We start from the raw sequence: 17,180 nt of genomic DNA on the forward strand, positions 1-17,180 counted from the left end.
CCCTTGAGGAGAGGAGGGGCGTCATCGGTCGGTCAGGGGGCGTTCGCGGCCAAGGGCTTCCGCTCCTGAGGCGGGGCTGTCCGCCCCGTCGCGCGGGAGAGCCTCCCCGGCCACCACATCCGCCGCTCGAGCAGCACACTCGCCGTGGTCACCAGGTACGTACGCACCAGGAACGTGTCCAGCAGCACCCCCACCGCGATGACGAAGCCGAGTTCCACCAGCCCCACCATCGGCAGAGTCGTCAGCACCACGAACGTCGCCGCGAGCACCACCCCCGCCGAAGCGATGACCCCACCGGTCGTCCACAGAGCGGTGAGCGCGGCAGCCTCCGGTTCGGCTCCCTTCACGGACTCCTCCCGCATCCGATGCATGAGGAAGATCCCGTAGTCCACCCCGAGGGCGACCAGGAACACGAAGGACAGCAGCCCGAGTCCGGGATCCGTGCCGCCGAAGCCGAACACCGGCTCGAACACCAGCCCCCCGATACCGAGCGCCGCCCCCCACACCGCCACCACAGCCGCCAGCAGCAGCAACGGCGCGACGAGACTCCGCAACAGCCCGACCAGAATGACGAACACCGCGGCCAGCACCAACGGCACGATCACCTTCCGGTCCCGCGACTCGCTGTCGGCCAGGTCGATCTGCTGGGCACTGGGCCCGCCGACGTAGGCCCCCGTGGCATCGAGCCCGGCGCGCAGGGCCTCGATGGTCCGGGTCTCGGCCGCCGTCTCGGGCGCGGCGGTCGTGAAGACCGCGATCTCGCTCCACCCCGAGCCACTGCGCCCGGGAGCCACCTCGGCGACCCCCGCAGTCGCACGGGCCCGGTCCGCAACCGCGTCGGCCCGCTCGTCGGGGGCGATGACAGTCACAGGCCGGCTGCTGCGCTCGGGATACTCCCGCGCCAGCGTCTGCATCGCGGTGATCGACTCGGGCCGGTCCGTGAACGAGTCCTCCTGCTTGATGCTGCCGGACAGATTCAGGGTGCCGAGCGCCAGCCCACCGAGCAGCACGGCCCCGCCGACGAGCACGGTGACGGGCCGGCGCGTCGCCGAGGTCCCCATCGCGGCGAACAGCGACCGGCGGACCTTGGGCTCGCTGCCGAAGGCGGGGATCAGCGGCCAGAAGACCCGCCGCCCGAGCAGCACCAGCACGGCGGGCAGCAGGGTCGTCATGGCGACCAGCGCGGCGACCACGCCGACCACGCCGACCGGGCCCATGCCGCTGCTGCTGTTGAGGTCGGCGGCGAGCAGGCACAGCAACCCGGCCGCGACGGTCCCGGAGGAGGCGAGGATGGCCGGTCCACAGCCGCGCAGGGCCGTGCGCATGGCGTCGTACGGCCGCTCGTGGCGCCGCAGTTCCTCGCGGTAGCGGGCGATGAGCAGCAGCGCGTAGTCGGTGCCGGCACCGAGGACGAGCACGGTCATCACGCCGCCGCTCTGGCCGGTGACGGTGACGTCGAACAGTTCGTGGAGTCCGTACCCGGCGGCCATCGCCATGGCGGCGGCGACGCCCGCGACGGCGAGCGGCACCAGCCACAGGAACGGGCTGCGATAGATCAGGATCAGCAGGACGGTGACGACGGCGAGCGTGGCCAGCAGCAGGGTGCCGTCGATCGTCTCGAACACCTTGCCCATGTCGGTGTTCAGCGCCCCGGGCCCGCCGACCTCGACGCGCAGCCCGCCGCTCCCCTCGGCGACCTCCCGCACGCCGTCCACGAAGGCGTTCCGGGCCTCCTCGTCCTGGCCCGGCTGGGTGCTCGACACCGGGTACATCAGGGTGGAGCCGTCCTCGGACGGCACGCCCCGCGGCTCGCCGGTCAGGTCGTGGGCGCCGCGCACCTCGGCGACCTGCTCGGCGGCCGTGCGCCGGTCGGCGTCGGTCAGACCGCCGTCCCGGTGGTACACGAGCACCAGGTCGGTCGACTCGCCTCCCGGGAGCCGGTCCTGGATCCGCGCCACCTGCGTGGAGTCGGCGCTGTCGGGCAGGTAGTCGACGGCGCGGTTCTGCTGGATGCCGGCGAACTTCCCGGCGAGCGGCCCGACCAGCACGAGGGCGGCGAGCCACAGCCCGACCACCGCCCAGGGCACGGCTCGCCGCCGTGCGGTTTTCCTTGTGTCCCCCACTGTTCGGGCTCCCTCCGGTCCGGGTGTCTGGAACGGTCTCCAGACTCCCGGCGCACGGGGGGCGATTCGTCGGGCCCGAGGCCGAGTCGGGGGCTACTGCGGAGGGCGGTACGAGCGGCGGACTACTCCCCGGGGAGTAACGCCCGTGGAGCAACACCCGAGGGGTGCCCAGCAGGGGCGCCGCTCTACGACGGGGTACGTGCCGCCGCCGCCAGCACCCGTGTCACGTCGTCCGAGCAGATGGTGAGCGCGGCCCCCACCGTCGCGAGCACGTCCCGCTCGGCCGGTGTGTAGGGTCCGTCCGCCAGGGCGATGCGCGCCCCCTGGAGCAGGATCGATTCGCGGCCGACCGTGGCGAGGTGCGGGGCGAGCGGGTCCAGCGCCTCGTGCAGCTCTATGGCCAGCCCCGCGCCGCAGGGCTCCCCGGTGATCCGGCCGGTGTCCGCCTCCAGCGCCGCCACGAGGGCGGCCAGCTGCTCCTCCGTGCAGTCGTCGAAGCCGGCCGCGCGCACGGCGAGCACGGCGGCCTCCAGCGCCGTACGGGAACCGGCGCCGCCCGCGGCCAGCACGGCGAGGGCGACGGTGTGCACGGCGTCGCGGAGCATCGCGGAGAAGCGGGTGGTGGTGGGATGGTCGAGGACGTCCGTGCCGAAGTGACGGCGGCAGGCGGCGCACTCCACGACCGGGCCGGTCTCGCCGCGCGGCAGCACGGGCAGGCCGAGCAGGGTGAAGCGGCGTTGTCCGGTCAGCCGCTGGTAGTTGCGGTCGCCGCCGCAGCCGGGGCAGAAGAACTCTCCGTCACCGGCGGGCGTCCACGCGGTCCGGGTGCCCAGGATGCTGGAAAACCTGGCGGCATGGCCGTTTCGTCCCCGTCCTGGCAGCACGTCGCACCTCCGTCACGCCGCACGGCAGCGTCGCCGCGCTTGCGTGATGTTAGCCACATCCATGAGGAGGAGTCAGTACCCCGGAGGAGACCTTTCCGTGACCCTCACAGGGATTGGCCGATAAGTGACAGGGCTCCGCCCGCCGGACATTGGCGGACAGAGCCCATGAACCCACGCTACGGCTGGTCAGCGAGCCGCGCGATTGACGGCCGAGACGACCGCCTTCAGCGAGGCCCGCGTGGTGTTCGCGTCGATTCCGATCCCCCACAGGACCTTGTCGTCGATCGCGCATTCGATGTAGGAGGCGGCCTGCGCGGAGGCGCCCTCGCTCATCGTGTGCTCCTGGTAGTCCAGCAGGCGTACGTCGATGCCGACGGACTGGAGCGCGTCGAAGAAGGCCGAGATCGGGCCGTTGCCGGAGCCGGTCAGAACGGTGTCCTGACCGTCGACCGTGGCCTCCACCGTCAGGGTGTCCACGCCGTCGGTGTCGGTCGTCGACTGGTTGTTCTTGACCTGGATCCGGCCCCACGGGTTCTCGGGGTTGGGCAGGTACTCGTCCTGGAAGACGGCCCAGATGTCCTTCGGGGTGACCTCACCGCCCTCGGCGTCGGTCTTCGCCTGGATGATCTTCGAGAACTCGATCTGCATCCGGCGGGGCAGTTCCAGCTTGTGGTCGTTCTTCAGGACGTACGCGATACCGCCCTTGCCGGACTGCGAGTTGACCCGGATGACCGCCTCGTAGGAGCGGCCGACGTCCTTGGGGTCGATCGGCAGGTACGGAACGGCCCACTCGATGTCGTCGACGGTGACGCCCTTGGCCTTCGCGTCGGCCTCCATGGCGTCGAAGCCCTTCTTGATGGCGTCCTGGTGGGAGCCGGAGAAGGACGTGTAGACCAGGTCGCCCACGTAGGGGTGGCGCGGGTGGACCTCCATCTGGTTGCAGTACTCCCACGTGCGACGGATCTCGTCGATGTCGGAGAAGTCGATCTGCGGGTCGACGCCCTGGGAGAAGAGGTTCATGCCCAGGGTGACCAGGTCGACGTTGCCGGTGCGCTCGCCCTGGCCGAACAGGCAGCCCTCGACGCGGTCGGCGCCGGCCATCAGGGCCAGCTCGGCGGCGGCGACGGCCGTGCCGCGGTCGTTGTGCGGGTGGATCGACAGGCAGACGTACTCGCGGCGGGAGAGGTTGCGGCCCATCCACTCGAAGCGGTCGGCGTGCGTGGACGGGGTCGAACGCTCCACCGTGGCGGGCAGGTTGAGGATGATCTCGCGGCCCGGGCCGGGCTGCCAGACGTCCATGACCGCCTCGCAGACCTCCAGCGCGAAGTCCAGCTCGGTGTCGGTGAAGATCTCCGGCGAGTACTGGTAGCCGAACTCCGTCTCCGGACCCAGCAGCTTCTCCGCGTACTCCATGACCAGCCGCGTGCCGTCGACGGCGATCTGCTTGATGTCGTCCCTGGAGCCCCGGAAGACGACCCGGCGGAAGACGGGGGCGGTGGCGTTGTAGAGGTGGACGGTCGCGCGCTTGGCGCCCTTCAGGGACTCCACCGTGCGTTCGATCAGGTCCTCGCGGGCCTGCGTCAGTACGGAGATGGTGACGTCGTCGGGGATGGCCCCGGGCTCTTCGATGATGGAGCGTACGAAGTCGAAGTCGGTCTGGCCGGAGGCCGGGAAGCCGACCTCGATCTCCTTGTAGCCCATCTTGACCAGCAGGTCGAACATCGCGCGCTTGCGAGCGGGCGACATGGGGTCGATCAGGGCCTGGTTGCCGTCACGCAGGTCGGTGGAGAGCCAGCGGGGGGCGGCGGTGATGCGGTTGTCCGGCCAGGTCCGGTCCGGGATGTCGACCTGCTCGTAGCGGCCGTACTTGTGGATCGGCATGGAACTGGGCTGCTGGCGGTTCGCCATGATGCTTAGGGCTCCTCAGGAGGTGTCCGGAAGGACGGCCGACGACGCAGCACCAAGCTCCGCGGGGAGGGAGTCGGCCTCGACTACAGGCCCTCGCCGCGGCAGCTAAGGAGAAGCAGCCCGAAACGCATGATGCGCAGCATGCTAGCCGAGACACTCCGGGTGCGCGGGTCCGTATCAGTATGCGGGACCCGGCGCACATAAGGGGCAAAAAGTGCGCTATACCACTTCGCCACGGAGAGCGAAGACCCTTGTCCTGGTATTTCACCAATCACGGTGGCTACTAGTGACAGTCTCGTCACGCAGTGCAAAGGTGCCGGATATGACGACTCACGGGGGCTTCGAGCCCGTCTTCTGCACCATCGTTCCGCCCCATGTCCTCGACAAGCTCGCCCGGGCCGAGGACCCCGCGCTCGCCGGGCCCGCCCGCCGGACCCTGGAGCGCGACGCCCTGGAGCGCACCCACCGCCGGCTGACCACGGTCGTCGGCGCCCCGTCCGTGGCCCCGCCCGCCGGGGCCGAGCCCGCCAGGCCGCACCGCACGGTCTACGACGCCCGGCACGGCACGGACCTGCCCGGACACAAGGTGCGTGGGGAGGGCGACAAGCCCGGCAAGGACGCCACCGTCAACCGCGCCTACGCCGGCCTCGGCGCCACCTTCGAGCTGCTCCTGAAGGCGTACCGGCGCGACTCGATCGACGGCAACGGCCTTCCGCTGGACGCGACGGTGCACTACGACCGCGAGTACAACAACGCCTTCTGGAACGGCGAGCAGATGGTCTTCGGCGACGGGGACGGCGAGATCTTCCTCGACTTCACCATCCCGATCGACGTCATCGGCCACGAACTGGTCCACGGCGTCACCCAGTACACGGCCAACCTCACCTACTTCGGCCAGCCCGGCGCGCTGAACGAGTCCGTGTCGGACGTCTTCGGCTCGCTGATCAAGCAGTACACGCTCGGCCAGACCGCCGCCGAGGCCGACTGGCTGATCGGCGCGGGCCTGCTCGCCCCGCGGGTGACGGGCAAGGCGCTGCGCTCCATGAAGGAGCCGGGCACGGCGTACGACGACGACGTCCTGGGCAAGGATCCGCAGCCGGCGACGATGGACGACTTCGTCCGCACCGGCCGCGACAACGGCGGTGTCCACATCAACTCGGGCATCCCGAACCATGCCTTCTACCTGGCGGCCACGGCCCTCGGCGGCCACGCCTGGGAGCGCGCGGGGCTGATCTGGTACGACGTGCTGACCGGCGGCGAACTGAAGGAGCAGGCGATGTTCGCCGACTTCGCCACGCTCACCGTGAAGGCCGCGCGGGAGCGGTACGGCGACGGGGAGGAGCTGGACGCCGTGTCGAAGGCCTGGGAGCGGGTCGGGGTGCGGACCCTGTAGTTCCGTACTAGACAGGTGCCATGCGTATTCAAGTGAGGCGCACGGGCGGGTTCGCGGGCATCGAGCGGCATGCCGAGGTGGATACCTCCGGCCGTCCCGATGCCCCCGAATGGCACGCCCTGGCCGAGCGAGCGGTCGCCGCCGGCCGGAGCACGCCGCCGATCGGGGTCCCGGACGGGTTCGGCTACCAGATCACCGTGGACGGGAAGACGGTGTACGCGGCCGACCCGCGGCTGACGGACGAACAGCGGAAGCTGATCTCGCGGGTGCTGAAGGAAGGTGCCTGACAGGTCTGCGGCGGCGGCCTGTTGACTTCTGTTACCGGCGGTACGGATGATCCGCGCATGGCGACTGACGCAGGCAATCCGATCCCCCGCTTCCCGGCCGGCTTCCTCTGGGGCGTGTCGACCTCGGCGCACCAGATCGAGGGCGCGGCGGACGAACGCGAACCGTCCGTGTGGGACGTCTTCACGGCCGAGCCGGGCCGGGTGAAGGACGGCTCGACGGCGGCGGTGGCCTGCGACCACTACCACCGCCACCGCGAGGACGTGGCCCTGCTGGCCGGCCTCGGCGTGAACGCCTACCGCTTCTCGGTCTCGTGGCCCCGGGTGCGGTCCGCGAAAGGCCTGGACTTCTACGACCGGCTGGTGGACGACCTGTGCGCGGCGGGCGTCCGCCCGGTGCCGACCCTGTTCCACTGGGACCTGCCGGCGGACCTCGACTGGCTTCAGAGGGACACGGCCGCGCGCTTCGCCGAGTACGTCTCGCTGGTCGCCGGCCGCCTCGGGGACCGGGTGCCGCAGTGGATCACCCTCAACGAGCCCGCCGAACACACCCTGCTGGGCCACGCCCTGGGCGTGCACGCACCGGGCAGGCAGCTGCTGTTCGACGCGCTCCCGGCCGCCCACCACCAGTTGCTGGCCCACGGCCTGGCCGTACGGGCCCTGCGCGCCTCGGGCGCCACGGACATCGGCATCGCCAACTCGCACGGCCCGACCTGGGCGGCGTCGACCGAGGCGGAGGACGTGGACGCGGCCGAGTTCTACGACGTGCTGCTGAACCGTCTGTTCGCGGATCCGCTGCTGCTGGGCCGGTACCCGGAGGGCATCGGCGAGCTGATGCCCGGGGACGTCGAGGCCGACCTGGAGGTGATCGCCGAGCCGGTCGACTGGTACGGCGTCAACTACTACGCGCCGACGCGGGTGGGTGCCCCGCAGGGCACCGACATCACCTTCGGCGGCGTCGCCATGCCCGCCGAACTCCCCTTCGCGGTCCGGGAGATCACCGGCCACCCGGTCACCGACTTCGGCTGGCCGGTCGTGCCCGAGGGCCTGACCGAGCTCCTGACCACCTTCCGCGACCGCTACGGCGACCGGCTCCCGCCCGTCGTCATCACCGAGAACGGCTGCTCGTACCCGGAGATCGACGACCAGGACCGCATCGCCTACCTGGACGGCCATATCCGGGCCCTGCACCGGGCGCTGGAGGCGGGCGTCGACGTGCGCGGCTACTTCGTGTGGTCCCTGCTCGACAACTTCGAGTGGGCGGAGGGCTACGCACGCCGCTTCGGCCTGGTCCACGTCGACTTCGAGACCCTTCAGCGGACCCCGAAGTCGTCGTACCGCTGGTTCCGGGAGGTACTGCGAGCCCAGGGGACTACGGCTTGATGCCCACCCCGGTCCACAAGCTGACCTCGGCGTCCGTCGGGGCGTCGCCGTCGGTGGGGTCGGGCCGCCAGCGGTGGCCGACGGCGACACCCGGCTCGAGCAGCTCCAGGCCGTCGAAGAAGCGGGCGACGTCCTCCCGGGAGCGGAACTGCACCGGGGTGCCGGCCGTGGTGTAGATGTCGGTGACCTTCTGCCAGGTGGACGGGTCGAAGTCGGGCGTGCAGTGGCTCAGCGCCAGGGCGCTGCCCGAGGGCAGGGCGTCCAGCAGGCGGCGCACGATGCCGTACGGGTCCTGGGCGTCGGTGACGAAGTGCATCAGGGCGTTGAGGGACAGCGCGACCGGGCGGCTCAGGTCCAGGACATCGGCCAGTTCGGGTGCCTTCAGGAGCGCCTGGGGGTCGTTGACGTCCGCCTCTATGTACGTCGTACGGCCCTCGGCCGAGCTGCGCATCAGGCGCTCGGCGTACTTGAGGACCAGGGGGTCGTTGTCGGCGTAGACCACGCGGGCGTCGGGGACCACGGACTGGGCCACCTGGTGCAGGTTGGGCTCGGTGGGGATGCCGGTGCCGATGTCCAGCCACTGGCGGATGCCGTGCTCGCGGGCGAGGACGCGGGTGGCCCGGTGCATGAAGGCCCGGTTCTCGCGGGCACAGACGAAGATGGCGGGGTAGGCCGCGGCGACTCGCTCGGCCGCCTGCTTGTCGACCTCGAAGTGGTCCTTGCCGCCGAGGTAGTAGTCGTACATGCGGGCGGAGTGCGGCCTGCTGGTGTCGATGTCCCGCGTGGCCTGCGAGTTGGTCATGTGGGGTGCCTCTCGTGGGGGGTGGTGGTGCGAGTCGGGCGCAGTGGGGATCAGGGGGCCTCAGTGGGCCGTGAGATGGTCGGCGAGGCCCTGCTTGACCCCCGCGACGAACGCGGTGATCTCCTCGGGCGTGTAGATCAGCGCGGGACCGGCGGGATCCGCCGACTGCCGAACCGCCACGCGGCCGTCGGCGAGTTGCTTCGTCTCCACGCACTGGCCCCCGTTGGGGCCGCTCCACGGACGTTCCCAGCCCTGTTCCCCGAGGTCCGACGCGGGCATCCCGTTGTAGACGGCGCCCTCGGCGATGGTCATGAGTACTCCTTCCGCATGCGGTTCAACAGCGCCTTGCTGTCCGCGGACGAGGTCTTCAGCGACAGCCGGTTGTGGGCCTCCAGATGGGCCACGACGTCGGCGCGCTGGTCGAGGTAGACGGACGCGGAGAGGATCTCGCTGTAGACGATGTCGGGCAGCTCCCGCTCCTCGAACCGGAAGTAGGTGAAGGGCGCGCACGCCCCGACGTGGGCGCCCGCGTCGAACGGCACGATGTCGACACTGACGTGCTCCAGCTCGGACGCCTCCAGGAGCCGGTCGATCTGCTCGCGCATCACCTCGGGGCCGCCCACCACCCGGTGCAGCACGGCCTCCTCCATCACCACCCACAGCGTGGGCGCATCCGGCTTCGTGAGCAGGCTCTGGCGGCGCAGCCGCAGCTCCACGCGCCGCTGAAGGTCCTCCTCGTCGTCGTTCGGGAAGCCCCCGCGCAGCACGGCCCGCGCGTACCCGGGCGTCTGGAGCAGGCCCGTGACGTACTGCGGCTCATAGGTGCGCAGTGTTCTGGCTCCGGTCTCCAGGCTCACGTAGGCGGTGAACCAGGACGGCATCACATCGCGGTACGGGTGCCACCAGCCGGGTTCGTTGGCCCGCTCGGCCAGGGTGACGAACTCGTCGATCTCCTGCTGCCCCGCCCCGTAGGTCTGGAGCAGCTTCTCGACGTAGAGGATCTTCAGGCCGACCTCGGCCTTCTCCAGGCGGCGGATGGTCAGCGGGGTGACGCGCAGGGCCTTGGCCGCGTCGTCGAGGGAGAGGCCCGCGGCCTGCCGTGCCTCATGGAGACGGCGTCCCAGGATCATGCGGAGAACGGTGGGCGCGCCGGCGCCGGTGCCTGATCGCGCGTCGTTCACGCCGTACCTCCTGAGGGGTCGTCACCGGCGCAAGCCTGACAGGGACTCGATCCCTCCGCCAAGCGGTCCAGAGCAGCGATACCTTCCTTCTGAAATTATCAGGCAGATGGTTGCAGCGTGAACTGCTCTGCGAGCATAGTTACTTGTGCGAACACGGTGCCGGAAACCCCTGACTCCCCTTTCCGGCCGGTCCGTTTCGCTCTCGCCCCTTCCTTGACTGCGCCCACCCCCACGGAAGGCGACCGCCGTGTCCCCCCACACGACTTCCACCCCCCGGTTCCTGGACGCGGTGCACCCGGGCCGCACCCACTGGCTGGAACTGCCGCCCCACCGGACCAGCGTCAGAGTCGCCCGTCAGGCCACGCAGGCGCGGCTGGCCTCGTGGCACGTGCCGGACGAGGTGTGCGCGGACGCCCTCCTGCTCGTGTCCGAGCTGGTGACCAACGCCGTGCTGCACACGGCCGGCGAGCGGATCCTGTGCGGCGTCAGCCGGATGACGGACGAGCGCTTCCGGCTGGAGGTGCACGACGGCGACCTCACGGGCCGCGGCATACCCGACTGCTGCCCCGGCCTCGACGACGAGGGCGGCCGCGGCCTGCTGCTCGTGCGCGAGATAGCCGACAGCTGGGGAGTCGCCCGCTCGCCCCTCACCGGCGGCAACGCGGTGTGGGCGAGCCTGGCGACGGCGTCGTGACGCGCCCGGAACCTCAGAACCCCAGCTTGCGCAGCTGCCTCGGATCCCGCTGCCAGTCCTTTGCGACCTTCACGTGGAGGTCCAAGAACACCGGGGTGCCGAGCAGTGCCTCGATCTGTTTGCGGGACTTGATGCCGACCTCCTTCAGGCGCTTGCCCTTGGGGCCGATGATGATGCCCTTCTGGCTGGGGCGCTCGATGTAGACGAAGGCATGGATGTCGAGGAGGGGCTTGTCGGCGGGGCGGTCCTCGCGGGGGAGCATCTCCTCGACGACCACGGCGATGGAGTGGGGCAGCTCGTCGCGGACGCCCTCCAGCGCGGCCTCCCGGATCAGTTCCGCGATCATGACCTGCTCGGGCTCGTCGGTCAGGTCACCCTCGGGGTAGAGCGCCGGGCCCTCCGGCAGGAGGGGGACGATCAGGTCGGCCAGCAGGCCCACCTGCTTGTCGCCGACCGCCGACACCGGGACGATCTCCGCCCACTCGAAGCCGAGCTCCTTGCCGAGCTGGTCGATCGCGATGAGCTGCTCGGCGAGCGTCTTGCCGTCCACCAGGTCGGTCTTCGTGACGATCGCGATCTTCGGCGTCTTCCGGATGGACGCCAGCTCCTTCGCGATGAAGCGGTCGCCGGGGCCGAGCTTCTCGTTCGCCGGCAGGCAGAAGCCGATCACGTCCACCTCGGCCCACGTCGTGCGCACGACGTCGTTCAGCCGCTCACCCAGCAGCGTGCGCGGCTTGTGCAGCCCCGGGGTGTCGACCAGGATCAGCTGGGCGTCGGGGCGGTGCACGATGCCCCGCACGGTGTGCCGCGTCGTCTGCGGCTGATTCGCCGTGATCGCCACCTTCTGGCCGACCAGAGCATTCGTGAGGGTGGACTTGCCCGCGTTGGGGCGGCCCACGAAGCAGGCGAAGCCAGCCCTGTGGACAGCTTCGGCAGGCTCTTCGGATGACTGGGTACGAACGCTCATGGCGCCCATTCTCCCTGATCCACGGAGCCCTGCCGCACAGGCGCCCGAACGCCGGCCGGTGAACCCGCGACGAACCCCCGGAGCGGCCCCGGGCCGGACCGCTGAGCGCGGGCCGGACGCGCTGCGGAGCGCGCCCGACCCGCCGGGATCAGTCGAACACGAACGGGCCCGGCGACTGCGGCCCGGTCGCCGTGCAGGTGATGGTGATGCCGAAGACGGTCATCTTCAGCGAGCCGCCGAAGGCCTCCAGGCTGTCGCCGGAGGCCACGGTGCCGCTGAGGGGGCCGACCTCGACGGGGGCGCCGGCGGCCATCGCCGGGTTCTCCGTGCCGGTGAAGTCGACGGTGCCGCCGCCGGTCTTCACCAGGGTGAGCGTGGACGCGATCGAGTCCTCTCCGAGGGCGATCGGCGCGGTGATCGCGGACGACGTGACGGTGAGGGTGGCGGCGGTGCCGTTCTGCGTGGCCGTGAGCGTGGCCTCGCCACTGCCGAAGGTGCCGCAGTCGGCGCTGATCGTCGCCGTCTGGGGGGTGACGGCGAGCGCGGCGGGGGCGAAGGCGAGCCCGGTGACCGCGAGGGCCCCGGCCGCCAGGGCCGCGCCTGCTCCGATTCGCTTGCATCTCATGGAATTACGGTTCCCTTTCCGTGTGGGGGGACCGCTCGGCACGTGGATGCGGACACACTGCCGAGAGCCGAACCTGACGGTCCGTCGGAACTGACGATTCCATTGATGCGCCTGGTGCAGACGGCGGCAAGGTTGAAATCTGGCCTAATTACCGCCGGTTACAGCGAAGTTCAGCCGGCGGTGACCGTGGTCCGGACCGTCCCGTCGGGCCCGGCCATCAGTACCGGCGTCTCAGCGCCCCCCAGATCCCGTACGGCCGCCCGGTCCTCGGCGGACACGGTCTCCGCCTCCGTCACGACCGCCGCCGCCTCCAGCGACCGGGCGCCCGAGGCCACCGCCATCGCCACCGCCGTCTGGAGGGCGCTGAGCTTCAGGGAGTCGAGGGCCACGGTCCCCGCGACATACGTACGTCCGGTCTCGTCCCGTACGGCCGCCCCCTCGGGCACGCCGTTGCGGGCCCGCGCGGAACGGGCCAGGGTGACGATCTTGCGGTCCTCGGGGTCGAGCGCGCTGCTGTCGGTCATGATCCGAGCATACGGAAGCGTCACGGACGGTCCAGGCGCAGGCGGTCCGCTCGCGGCAGGCCCGCGACGACCAGGTCGTACGAGTCCTCGATGAGCTCCCGGACCAGCTGGTCCGGGAGGTCCCCGTCGGCCGTGACCGTGTTCCAGTGCCGCTTGTTCATGTGCCAGCCCGGGACGATCAGGCCCTCGTGCTCGCGGCGCAGCCGGATCGCGTCGTCCGGGTCGCACTTGAGATTGACCTTCAGGGGACGCGCGTCGAGGAACGACAGGGCGAACAGCTTGCCCCGGACCTTGAAGACCGAGATCTCCGGGCTGAACGGGAAGTCCTCGGCCGCCGCGTTGAAGGACAGGCAGAACGCGCGCAGTTCCTGCGGGGTCACTCCGGCTTCTCCTCCTCGTCCTGGGGAGAATCCGCCGGGTCCACCGGCTCCGCCAGCACCGTCACGATCTTGTTGCGGCGGCCGGCCGCGGCCTCCGCGGTCAGGCGCAGTTCCCGGCCGTCGGGGAGTTCCACGACCGCCGACGCACCGGCGATGGGAACCCGGCCCAGCGCCTTCGCCAGCAGACCGCCGACCGTCTCGACGTCCTCGTCGTCGAACGCCTCCAGTCCGTACAGCTCGCCCAAATCGCCGATGTCCAGGCGGGCGGTGACCCGGTAGCGGTCCTTGCCGAGGTGCTCCACCGGCGGCAGTTCGCGGTCGTACTCGTCGGTGATCTCGCCGACGATCTCCTCGAGGATGTCCTCGATGGTGACGATGCCGGCGGTACCGCCGTACTCGTCGACGGCGACGGCGACGTGGTTGCGCTCCTTCTGCATCTCGCGCAGCAGGTCGCCCGCGTTCTTGGTGTCGGGCACGAAGAACGCCGGGCGCATCGCCGTGGACACCTGCTCGGACTCGGCGTCGCGGCTGATGTGCGTCTTGCGGACCAGGTCCTTCAGGTACACGATCCCGACGATGTCGTCGTCGCTCTCGCCGGTCACCGGGATCCGGGAGAAGCCGGAGCGCAGGGCGAGGGTGAGGGCCTGGCGGATGGTCTTGAAGCGCTCGATGACCACCAGGTCCGTGCGCGGGACCATGACCTCCCGGACGAGAGTGTCGCCCAGCTCGAAGACCGAGTGCACCATGCGGCGCTCTTCGTCCTCGATGAGCGACTCCTTCTCGGCGAGGTCGACCAGCGCGCGCAGCTCCGCCTCGGAGGCGAAGGGGCCCCGGCGGAAGCCCTTGCCGGGGGTGAGCGCGTTGCCGATGAGGATGAGCAGCGACGGGATCGGGCCCATGATCCGGGCCAGCGGCACCAGGATGTACGCCGAGACCGTCGCCGTGTTCAGCGGGTGCTGGCGGCCGATGGTGCGCGGGGACACGCCGACGGCGACGTACGACACGAGGACCATGACCGCGATGGCGATCAGCAGGGCCTCGGTCGTGTTGTCGAACTCCATCAGGCAGCCGTACGTGATCAGCGCGGCGGCGGCCATCTCACAGGCGACGCGCACCAGCAGCGCCACGTTCAGATAGCGGGTCGGGTCGGCGGCGACCTTGGCCAGCTTGACGCTGCCCCGGCGGCCGGAGCGCACGGCCTCCTCGGCGCGGAAGCTGGAGACACGCGCGAGGCCCGCCTCCGCGCAGGCGAAGAGCCAGGCCACGACGACCAGGGCGACCGCGCCCAGGGCGAGTTGCGGACTCATCGGCGCCGCTACGAGACCGTCGGCGCCGGGGACGGGCCCGTCAGGCCCCGCTCCGCGCGCCAGCCGTCCACGATGGCCGCCTGGAGGCCGAACATCTCGGCCTTCTCGTCCGGTTCCTCGTGGTCGTAGCCCAGCAGGTGCAGCACGCCGTGGACGGTGAGCAGTTGCAGCTCCTCGTCCATGGAGTGCTGCGTGTCCGCTTCCTTGCCCTGCTTCTCCGCGACCTCGGGGCACAGCACGATGTCTCCGAGCAGCCCCTGCGGCGGCTCGTCGTCGTCCTTGGACGGCGGGCGCAGCTCGTCCATCGGGAAGGACATGACATCCGTGGGGCCCGGCAGGTCCATCCACTGGATGTGCAGCTGCTCCATGGCGGCGGCGTCCACGACGATCACCGAGAGCTCGGAGAGCGGGTGGATGCGCATCCGCGCGAGCGCGTAACGGGCGATGTCGAGGATCGCCTGCTCGTCGACCTCGGTTCCGGACTCGTTGTTGACGTCGATCGACATGGTGCTGTGCTTGTCTACTTCCCCTTGTGCCCGGACTTGCCGCGGCCCTTGTGGGCGCCGTTCTGGGTGCCGTGCTTGGTGTCGTACTGCTCGTACGCGTCGACGATACGGCCCACCAGCTTGTGCCGGACCACGTCGTGGGACGACAGCCGGGAGAAGTGGACGTCCTCGACGCCGTCCAGGATGTCCTGCACCTGCCGCAGCCCGCTCTTCGTCCCGTCCGGGAGGTCGACCTGCGTCACGTCACCCGTGATCACGATCTTCGAGTCGAAGCCGAGGCGGGTGAGGAACATCTTCATCTGCTCGGGGCTCGTGTTCTGGGCCTCGTCCAGGATGATGAAGGCGTCGTTGAGCGTGTTGTGCGTCAGCAGGTGGTCCTGGGTGACGTACAGCGAGTCCTCGGCCGCCACCTGGATGCAGACGGTCTCCTCCCTGCCCGCCGGTTCGATGCTGTCAATGAAGCGCATCGGGCGTCCGCCGCCTCCGGCCGCGTGGTACTTGTCGCGCTTGCGGGCCAGGCGGAAGGGGTCGATGCCTTCGGGGAGGCGGATGTCGATGATGTGGGCGTCGTTCCGGAGACCGACCTCCCGACCGTTCCCGAGACCGGGCTTACGCCCTGCCGCGAGGCGCCGACGCGTATACGCGACACCGCCGAGCGACCGCACGAGCGAGATCACGTCGTCGCGCAGCATGATCGAGGTGGTCGTGTACTGGATACGGCAGGTGCGGTCCTTCCGCACGACCGGGCCGCCGTCGGAGTCGAGGAGACCCTGCAGGACGCCCAGCCGTACGTCGGCCGAGTTGTACAGGTAGTCGTCCGGGATGAACTTGGTGTGCGAGCGGGTACGCAACAGGTCCAGTTCGCGCAGGACACGAGGGACCGGATTCTCCAGCGTGACCACGTCGCCCGGTGCCTTGACCCGGTTGAGCGCGTAGTCCGGGCCACCGCGGTGCCGTACCGCGATGCCGGGGAGCGCGGCTTCCAGGGCCGTGGCCAGCTCCGGGTCCTCCGTGGAGAAGGACGGCGTGGTTGCACCGGTCAGGCATCCATCACCGAGCAGCAGTCCCAGCGCGTACGGGTCCAGCGGGACCTCACGCTCAGGGAAGCACACCGGCGCCGTGAGCAGCGGCAGCTCGTACCGACGGGCGTGTCCGGCCCGCAGATTGCCGATCATCTCCTGGGTCTCCAGGACCCGCCACGGCTTGTCGCGGCGCTTGTCGTCGCGCGCCCTGACCGTCCACAGGTGCTCGCCGCAGCACAGCGTCCAGGAGCCGTCCTGGGCCGTGACGCGGTAGACGTCCTTCTCGCCTTGCGGGTAGACGCCGAGAACTGGGGTCGGCTCGCCGTTCGAACCGATGACGAGGTCACCAACCTGAAGGTCGCCGATAGGGCGCCAGCCGTCCGGTGTGAGGACGTTCGTGAAGAGCGGCTGCGCACGGCCTCTCATATAGGCCAGCGGTGCCACCTCAATAGTCCCCGCCGCCATCAGCCGGGGAATCGAGTCCGGGTCGAGCATGTCGTGCAGCGCGTCGTAGAGCGGGCGCAGGTACGGGTCGATCTTCTCGTACAGCGTGCCCGGAAGGAAGCCGAGCCGCTCTCCCGCCTCGACGGCCGGGCGGGTCAGGATGATGCGGTTGACCTGCTTGGACTGGAGGGCCTGGACGGCCTTGGCCATCGCCAGGTACGTCTTGCCGGTACCCGCGGGGCCGATGCCGAAGACGATCGTGTGCTTGTCGATCGCGTCCACGTAGCGCTTCTGGTTGAGCGTCTTGGGGCGGATCGTGCGGCCTCGCGAGGACAGGATGTTCTGCGTGAGCACCTGGGCAGGGGTCTCCTGGCCGTCGCTCTCCCCGTTCTCGCTCGCCTTGAGCATGGCGATCGAGCGTTCCACCGCGTCCTCCGTCATCGGCTGTCCGGTGCGGAGCACCAGCATCATCTCGTCGAACACGCGGGCGATGAGGGCGACGTCCACGGGGTCGCCGACCGCGCTGATCTCGTTGCCCCGGACGTGGATGTCGGCCGCCGGGAAGGCCTTCTCGATCACGCGCAGGAGGGCGTCGCCTGACCCCAGCACGGTCACCATGGGGTGCTGGGCGGGGACGGTGAACTGTGCTCTCGCCTGCTCCTGCGCGGGGGTGTGAGCTGTGGGTGTCTGTGTCATGGGCCGGCGCTGAAGGCCTGCGGTTCCTCCTCGTCACGGCCGCGTAGCTGAGGGCGG

The 17,180-nt window shown here is 70.2% G+C and carries 17 protein-coding genes and 1 pseudogene; 4 read left to right on the forward strand and 14 right to left on the reverse strand.

Annotated features, from left to right (window positions below):
- Nucleotides 1-32: 32 nt before the first annotated feature.
- The 3 genes from V8690_RS13625 to leuA form a co-directional block, all read right to left on the reverse strand.
- Entirely contained in the window at nucleotides 33-2,123 is a 2,091-nt protein-coding gene (locus V8690_RS13625; RefSeq protein WP_338778667.1) for an MMPL family transporter, read from the reverse strand.
- A 185-nt stretch (nucleotides 2,124-2,308) separates the two neighbouring features.
- The gene (locus V8690_RS13630; RefSeq protein WP_338778669.1) at nucleotides 2,309-3,007 is read right to left on the reverse strand and encodes a TerB family tellurite resistance protein; all 699 of its coding nucleotides are present in this window, start codon (nucleotides 3,005-3,007) and stop codon (nucleotides 2,309-2,311) included.
- 186 nt (nucleotides 3,008-3,193) lie between these two features.
- On the reverse strand, nucleotides 3,194-4,915 hold the full coding sequence (gene leuA / locus V8690_RS13635; RefSeq protein WP_338778671.1) for a 2-isopropylmalate synthase: 1,722 nt from the start codon (nucleotides 4,913-4,915) through the stop codon (nucleotides 3,194-3,196).
- 322 nt (nucleotides 4,916-5,237) lie between these two features.
- Between leuA and V8690_RS13640 the strand changes: the two genes are divergently transcribed.
- From V8690_RS13640 to V8690_RS13650, 3 genes are read left to right on the forward strand one after another with little or no spacing between them, the layout of a single operon-like run.
- The gene (locus V8690_RS13640) at nucleotides 5,238-6,308 is read left to right on the forward strand and encodes a M4 family metallopeptidase (protein ID WP_338778673.1); all 1,071 of its coding nucleotides are present in this window, start codon (nucleotides 5,238-5,240) and stop codon (nucleotides 6,306-6,308) included.
- Nucleotides 6,309-6,328: 20 nt separating this feature from the next.
- Entirely contained in the window at nucleotides 6,329-6,595 is a 267-nt protein-coding gene (locus tag V8690_RS13645; protein ID WP_274816192.1) for a protealysin inhibitor emfourin, read from the forward strand.
- Nucleotides 6,596-6,652: 57 nt separating this feature from the next.
- Nucleotides 6,653-7,975 carry a GH1 family beta-glucosidase gene (locus tag V8690_RS13650; RefSeq protein WP_338778678.1) on the forward strand — a complete coding sequence of 441 codons (1,323 nt, stop codon included), beginning with the start codon at nucleotides 6,653-6,655 and terminating at the stop codon, nucleotides 7,973-7,975.
- Here V8690_RS13650 and V8690_RS13655 read toward each other — a convergent pair.
- Genes V8690_RS13655 through V8690_RS13665 form a run of 3 tightly spaced genes read right to left on the reverse strand, consistent with a single transcriptional unit; the run spans nucleotide 7,965 to nucleotide 9,958 of the window.
- Nucleotides 7,965-8,777, reverse strand: a complete 813-nt coding sequence (locus V8690_RS13655) for an SAM-dependent methyltransferase (RefSeq protein ID WP_338778680.1) — start codon at nucleotides 8,775-8,777, stop codon at nucleotides 7,965-7,967. The two genes, V8690_RS13650 and V8690_RS13655, sit on opposite strands and share 11 nt — an antisense overlap.
- 60 nt (nucleotides 8,778-8,837) lie before the next feature.
- Nucleotides 8,838-9,089: a DUF397 domain-containing protein gene (locus V8690_RS13660; protein WP_338778682.1), complete on the reverse strand. Its 252-nt coding sequence runs from the start codon at nucleotides 9,087-9,089 to the stop codon at nucleotides 8,838-8,840.
- Nucleotides 9,086-9,958, reverse strand: coding sequence for a helix-turn-helix transcriptional regulator (locus tag V8690_RS13665; protein ID WP_338778683.1), 873 nt, complete (start codon nucleotides 9,956-9,958; stop codon nucleotides 9,086-9,088). The genes V8690_RS13660 and V8690_RS13665 overlap by 4 nt, the downstream gene beginning before the upstream one ends.
- A 247-nt stretch (nucleotides 9,959-10,205) precedes the next feature.
- Here V8690_RS13665 and V8690_RS13670 point away from each other — a divergent pair, with 247 nt between their 5' ends.
- Entirely contained in the window at nucleotides 10,206-10,652 is a 447-nt protein-coding gene (locus V8690_RS13670) for an ATP-binding protein (RefSeq protein ID WP_338778685.1), read from the forward strand.
- Nucleotides 10,653-10,665: 13 nt separating this feature from the next.
- Here V8690_RS13670 and era read toward each other — a convergent pair whose 3' ends face one another.
- From era to V8690_RS13710, 8 genes and pseudogenes are all read right to left on the reverse strand, one after another.
- Nucleotides 10,666-11,628, reverse strand: a complete 963-nt coding sequence (gene era, locus V8690_RS13675) for a GTPase Era (RefSeq protein ID WP_338778687.1) — start codon at nucleotides 11,626-11,628, stop codon at nucleotides 10,666-10,668.
- Nucleotides 11,629-11,767: 139 nt separating this feature from the next.
- The gene (locus tag V8690_RS13680; RefSeq protein ID WP_338778689.1) at nucleotides 11,768-12,244 is read right to left on the reverse strand and encodes a hypothetical protein; all 477 of its coding nucleotides are present in this window, start codon (nucleotides 12,242-12,244) and stop codon (nucleotides 11,768-11,770) included.
- A 170-nt stretch (nucleotides 12,245-12,414) separates the two neighbouring features.
- Nucleotides 12,415-12,768 (reverse strand): cytidine deaminase, encoded by a 354-nt coding sequence (locus V8690_RS13685; protein ID WP_338778691.1) that lies wholly within the window; start codon nucleotides 12,766-12,768, stop codon nucleotides 12,415-12,417.
- A 20-nt stretch (nucleotides 12,769-12,788) separates the two neighbouring features.
- The gene (locus tag V8690_RS13690; protein ID WP_338778693.1) at nucleotides 12,789-13,148 is read right to left on the reverse strand and encodes an MmcQ/YjbR family DNA-binding protein; all 360 of its coding nucleotides are present in this window, start codon (nucleotides 13,146-13,148) and stop codon (nucleotides 12,789-12,791) included.
- The gene (locus V8690_RS13695; RefSeq protein WP_338778695.1) at nucleotides 13,145-14,455 is read right to left on the reverse strand and encodes a hemolysin family protein; all 1,311 of its coding nucleotides are present in this window, start codon (nucleotides 14,453-14,455) and stop codon (nucleotides 13,145-13,147) included. The genes V8690_RS13690 and V8690_RS13695 overlap by 4 nt, the downstream gene beginning before the upstream one ends.
- 8 nt (nucleotides 14,456-14,463) lie before the next feature.
- Complete coding sequence (gene ybeY / locus V8690_RS13700; RefSeq protein WP_059414063.1) at nucleotides 14,464-14,961, reverse strand: rRNA maturation RNase YbeY; 498 nt, start codon at nucleotides 14,959-14,961, stop codon at nucleotides 14,464-14,466.
- Nucleotides 14,962-14,975: 14 nt separating this feature from the next.
- Nucleotides 14,976-15,428: a PhoH family protein gene (locus V8690_RS13705; RefSeq protein WP_338785343.1), complete on the reverse strand. Its 453-nt coding sequence runs from the start codon at nucleotides 15,426-15,428 to the stop codon at nucleotides 14,976-14,978.
- 162 nt (nucleotides 15,429-15,590) lie between these two features.
- Nucleotides 15,591-17,123 (reverse strand): annotated as a pseudogene (locus tag V8690_RS13710) (PhoH family protein); the annotation flags it as partial.
- Between the last annotated feature and the right edge of the window lie 57 nt (nucleotides 17,124-17,180).

Source organism: Streptomyces sp. DG1A-41 (genome assembly GCF_037055355.1).
Classification (GTDB): Bacteria; Actinomycetota; Actinomycetes; order Streptomycetales; family Streptomycetaceae; genus Streptomyces.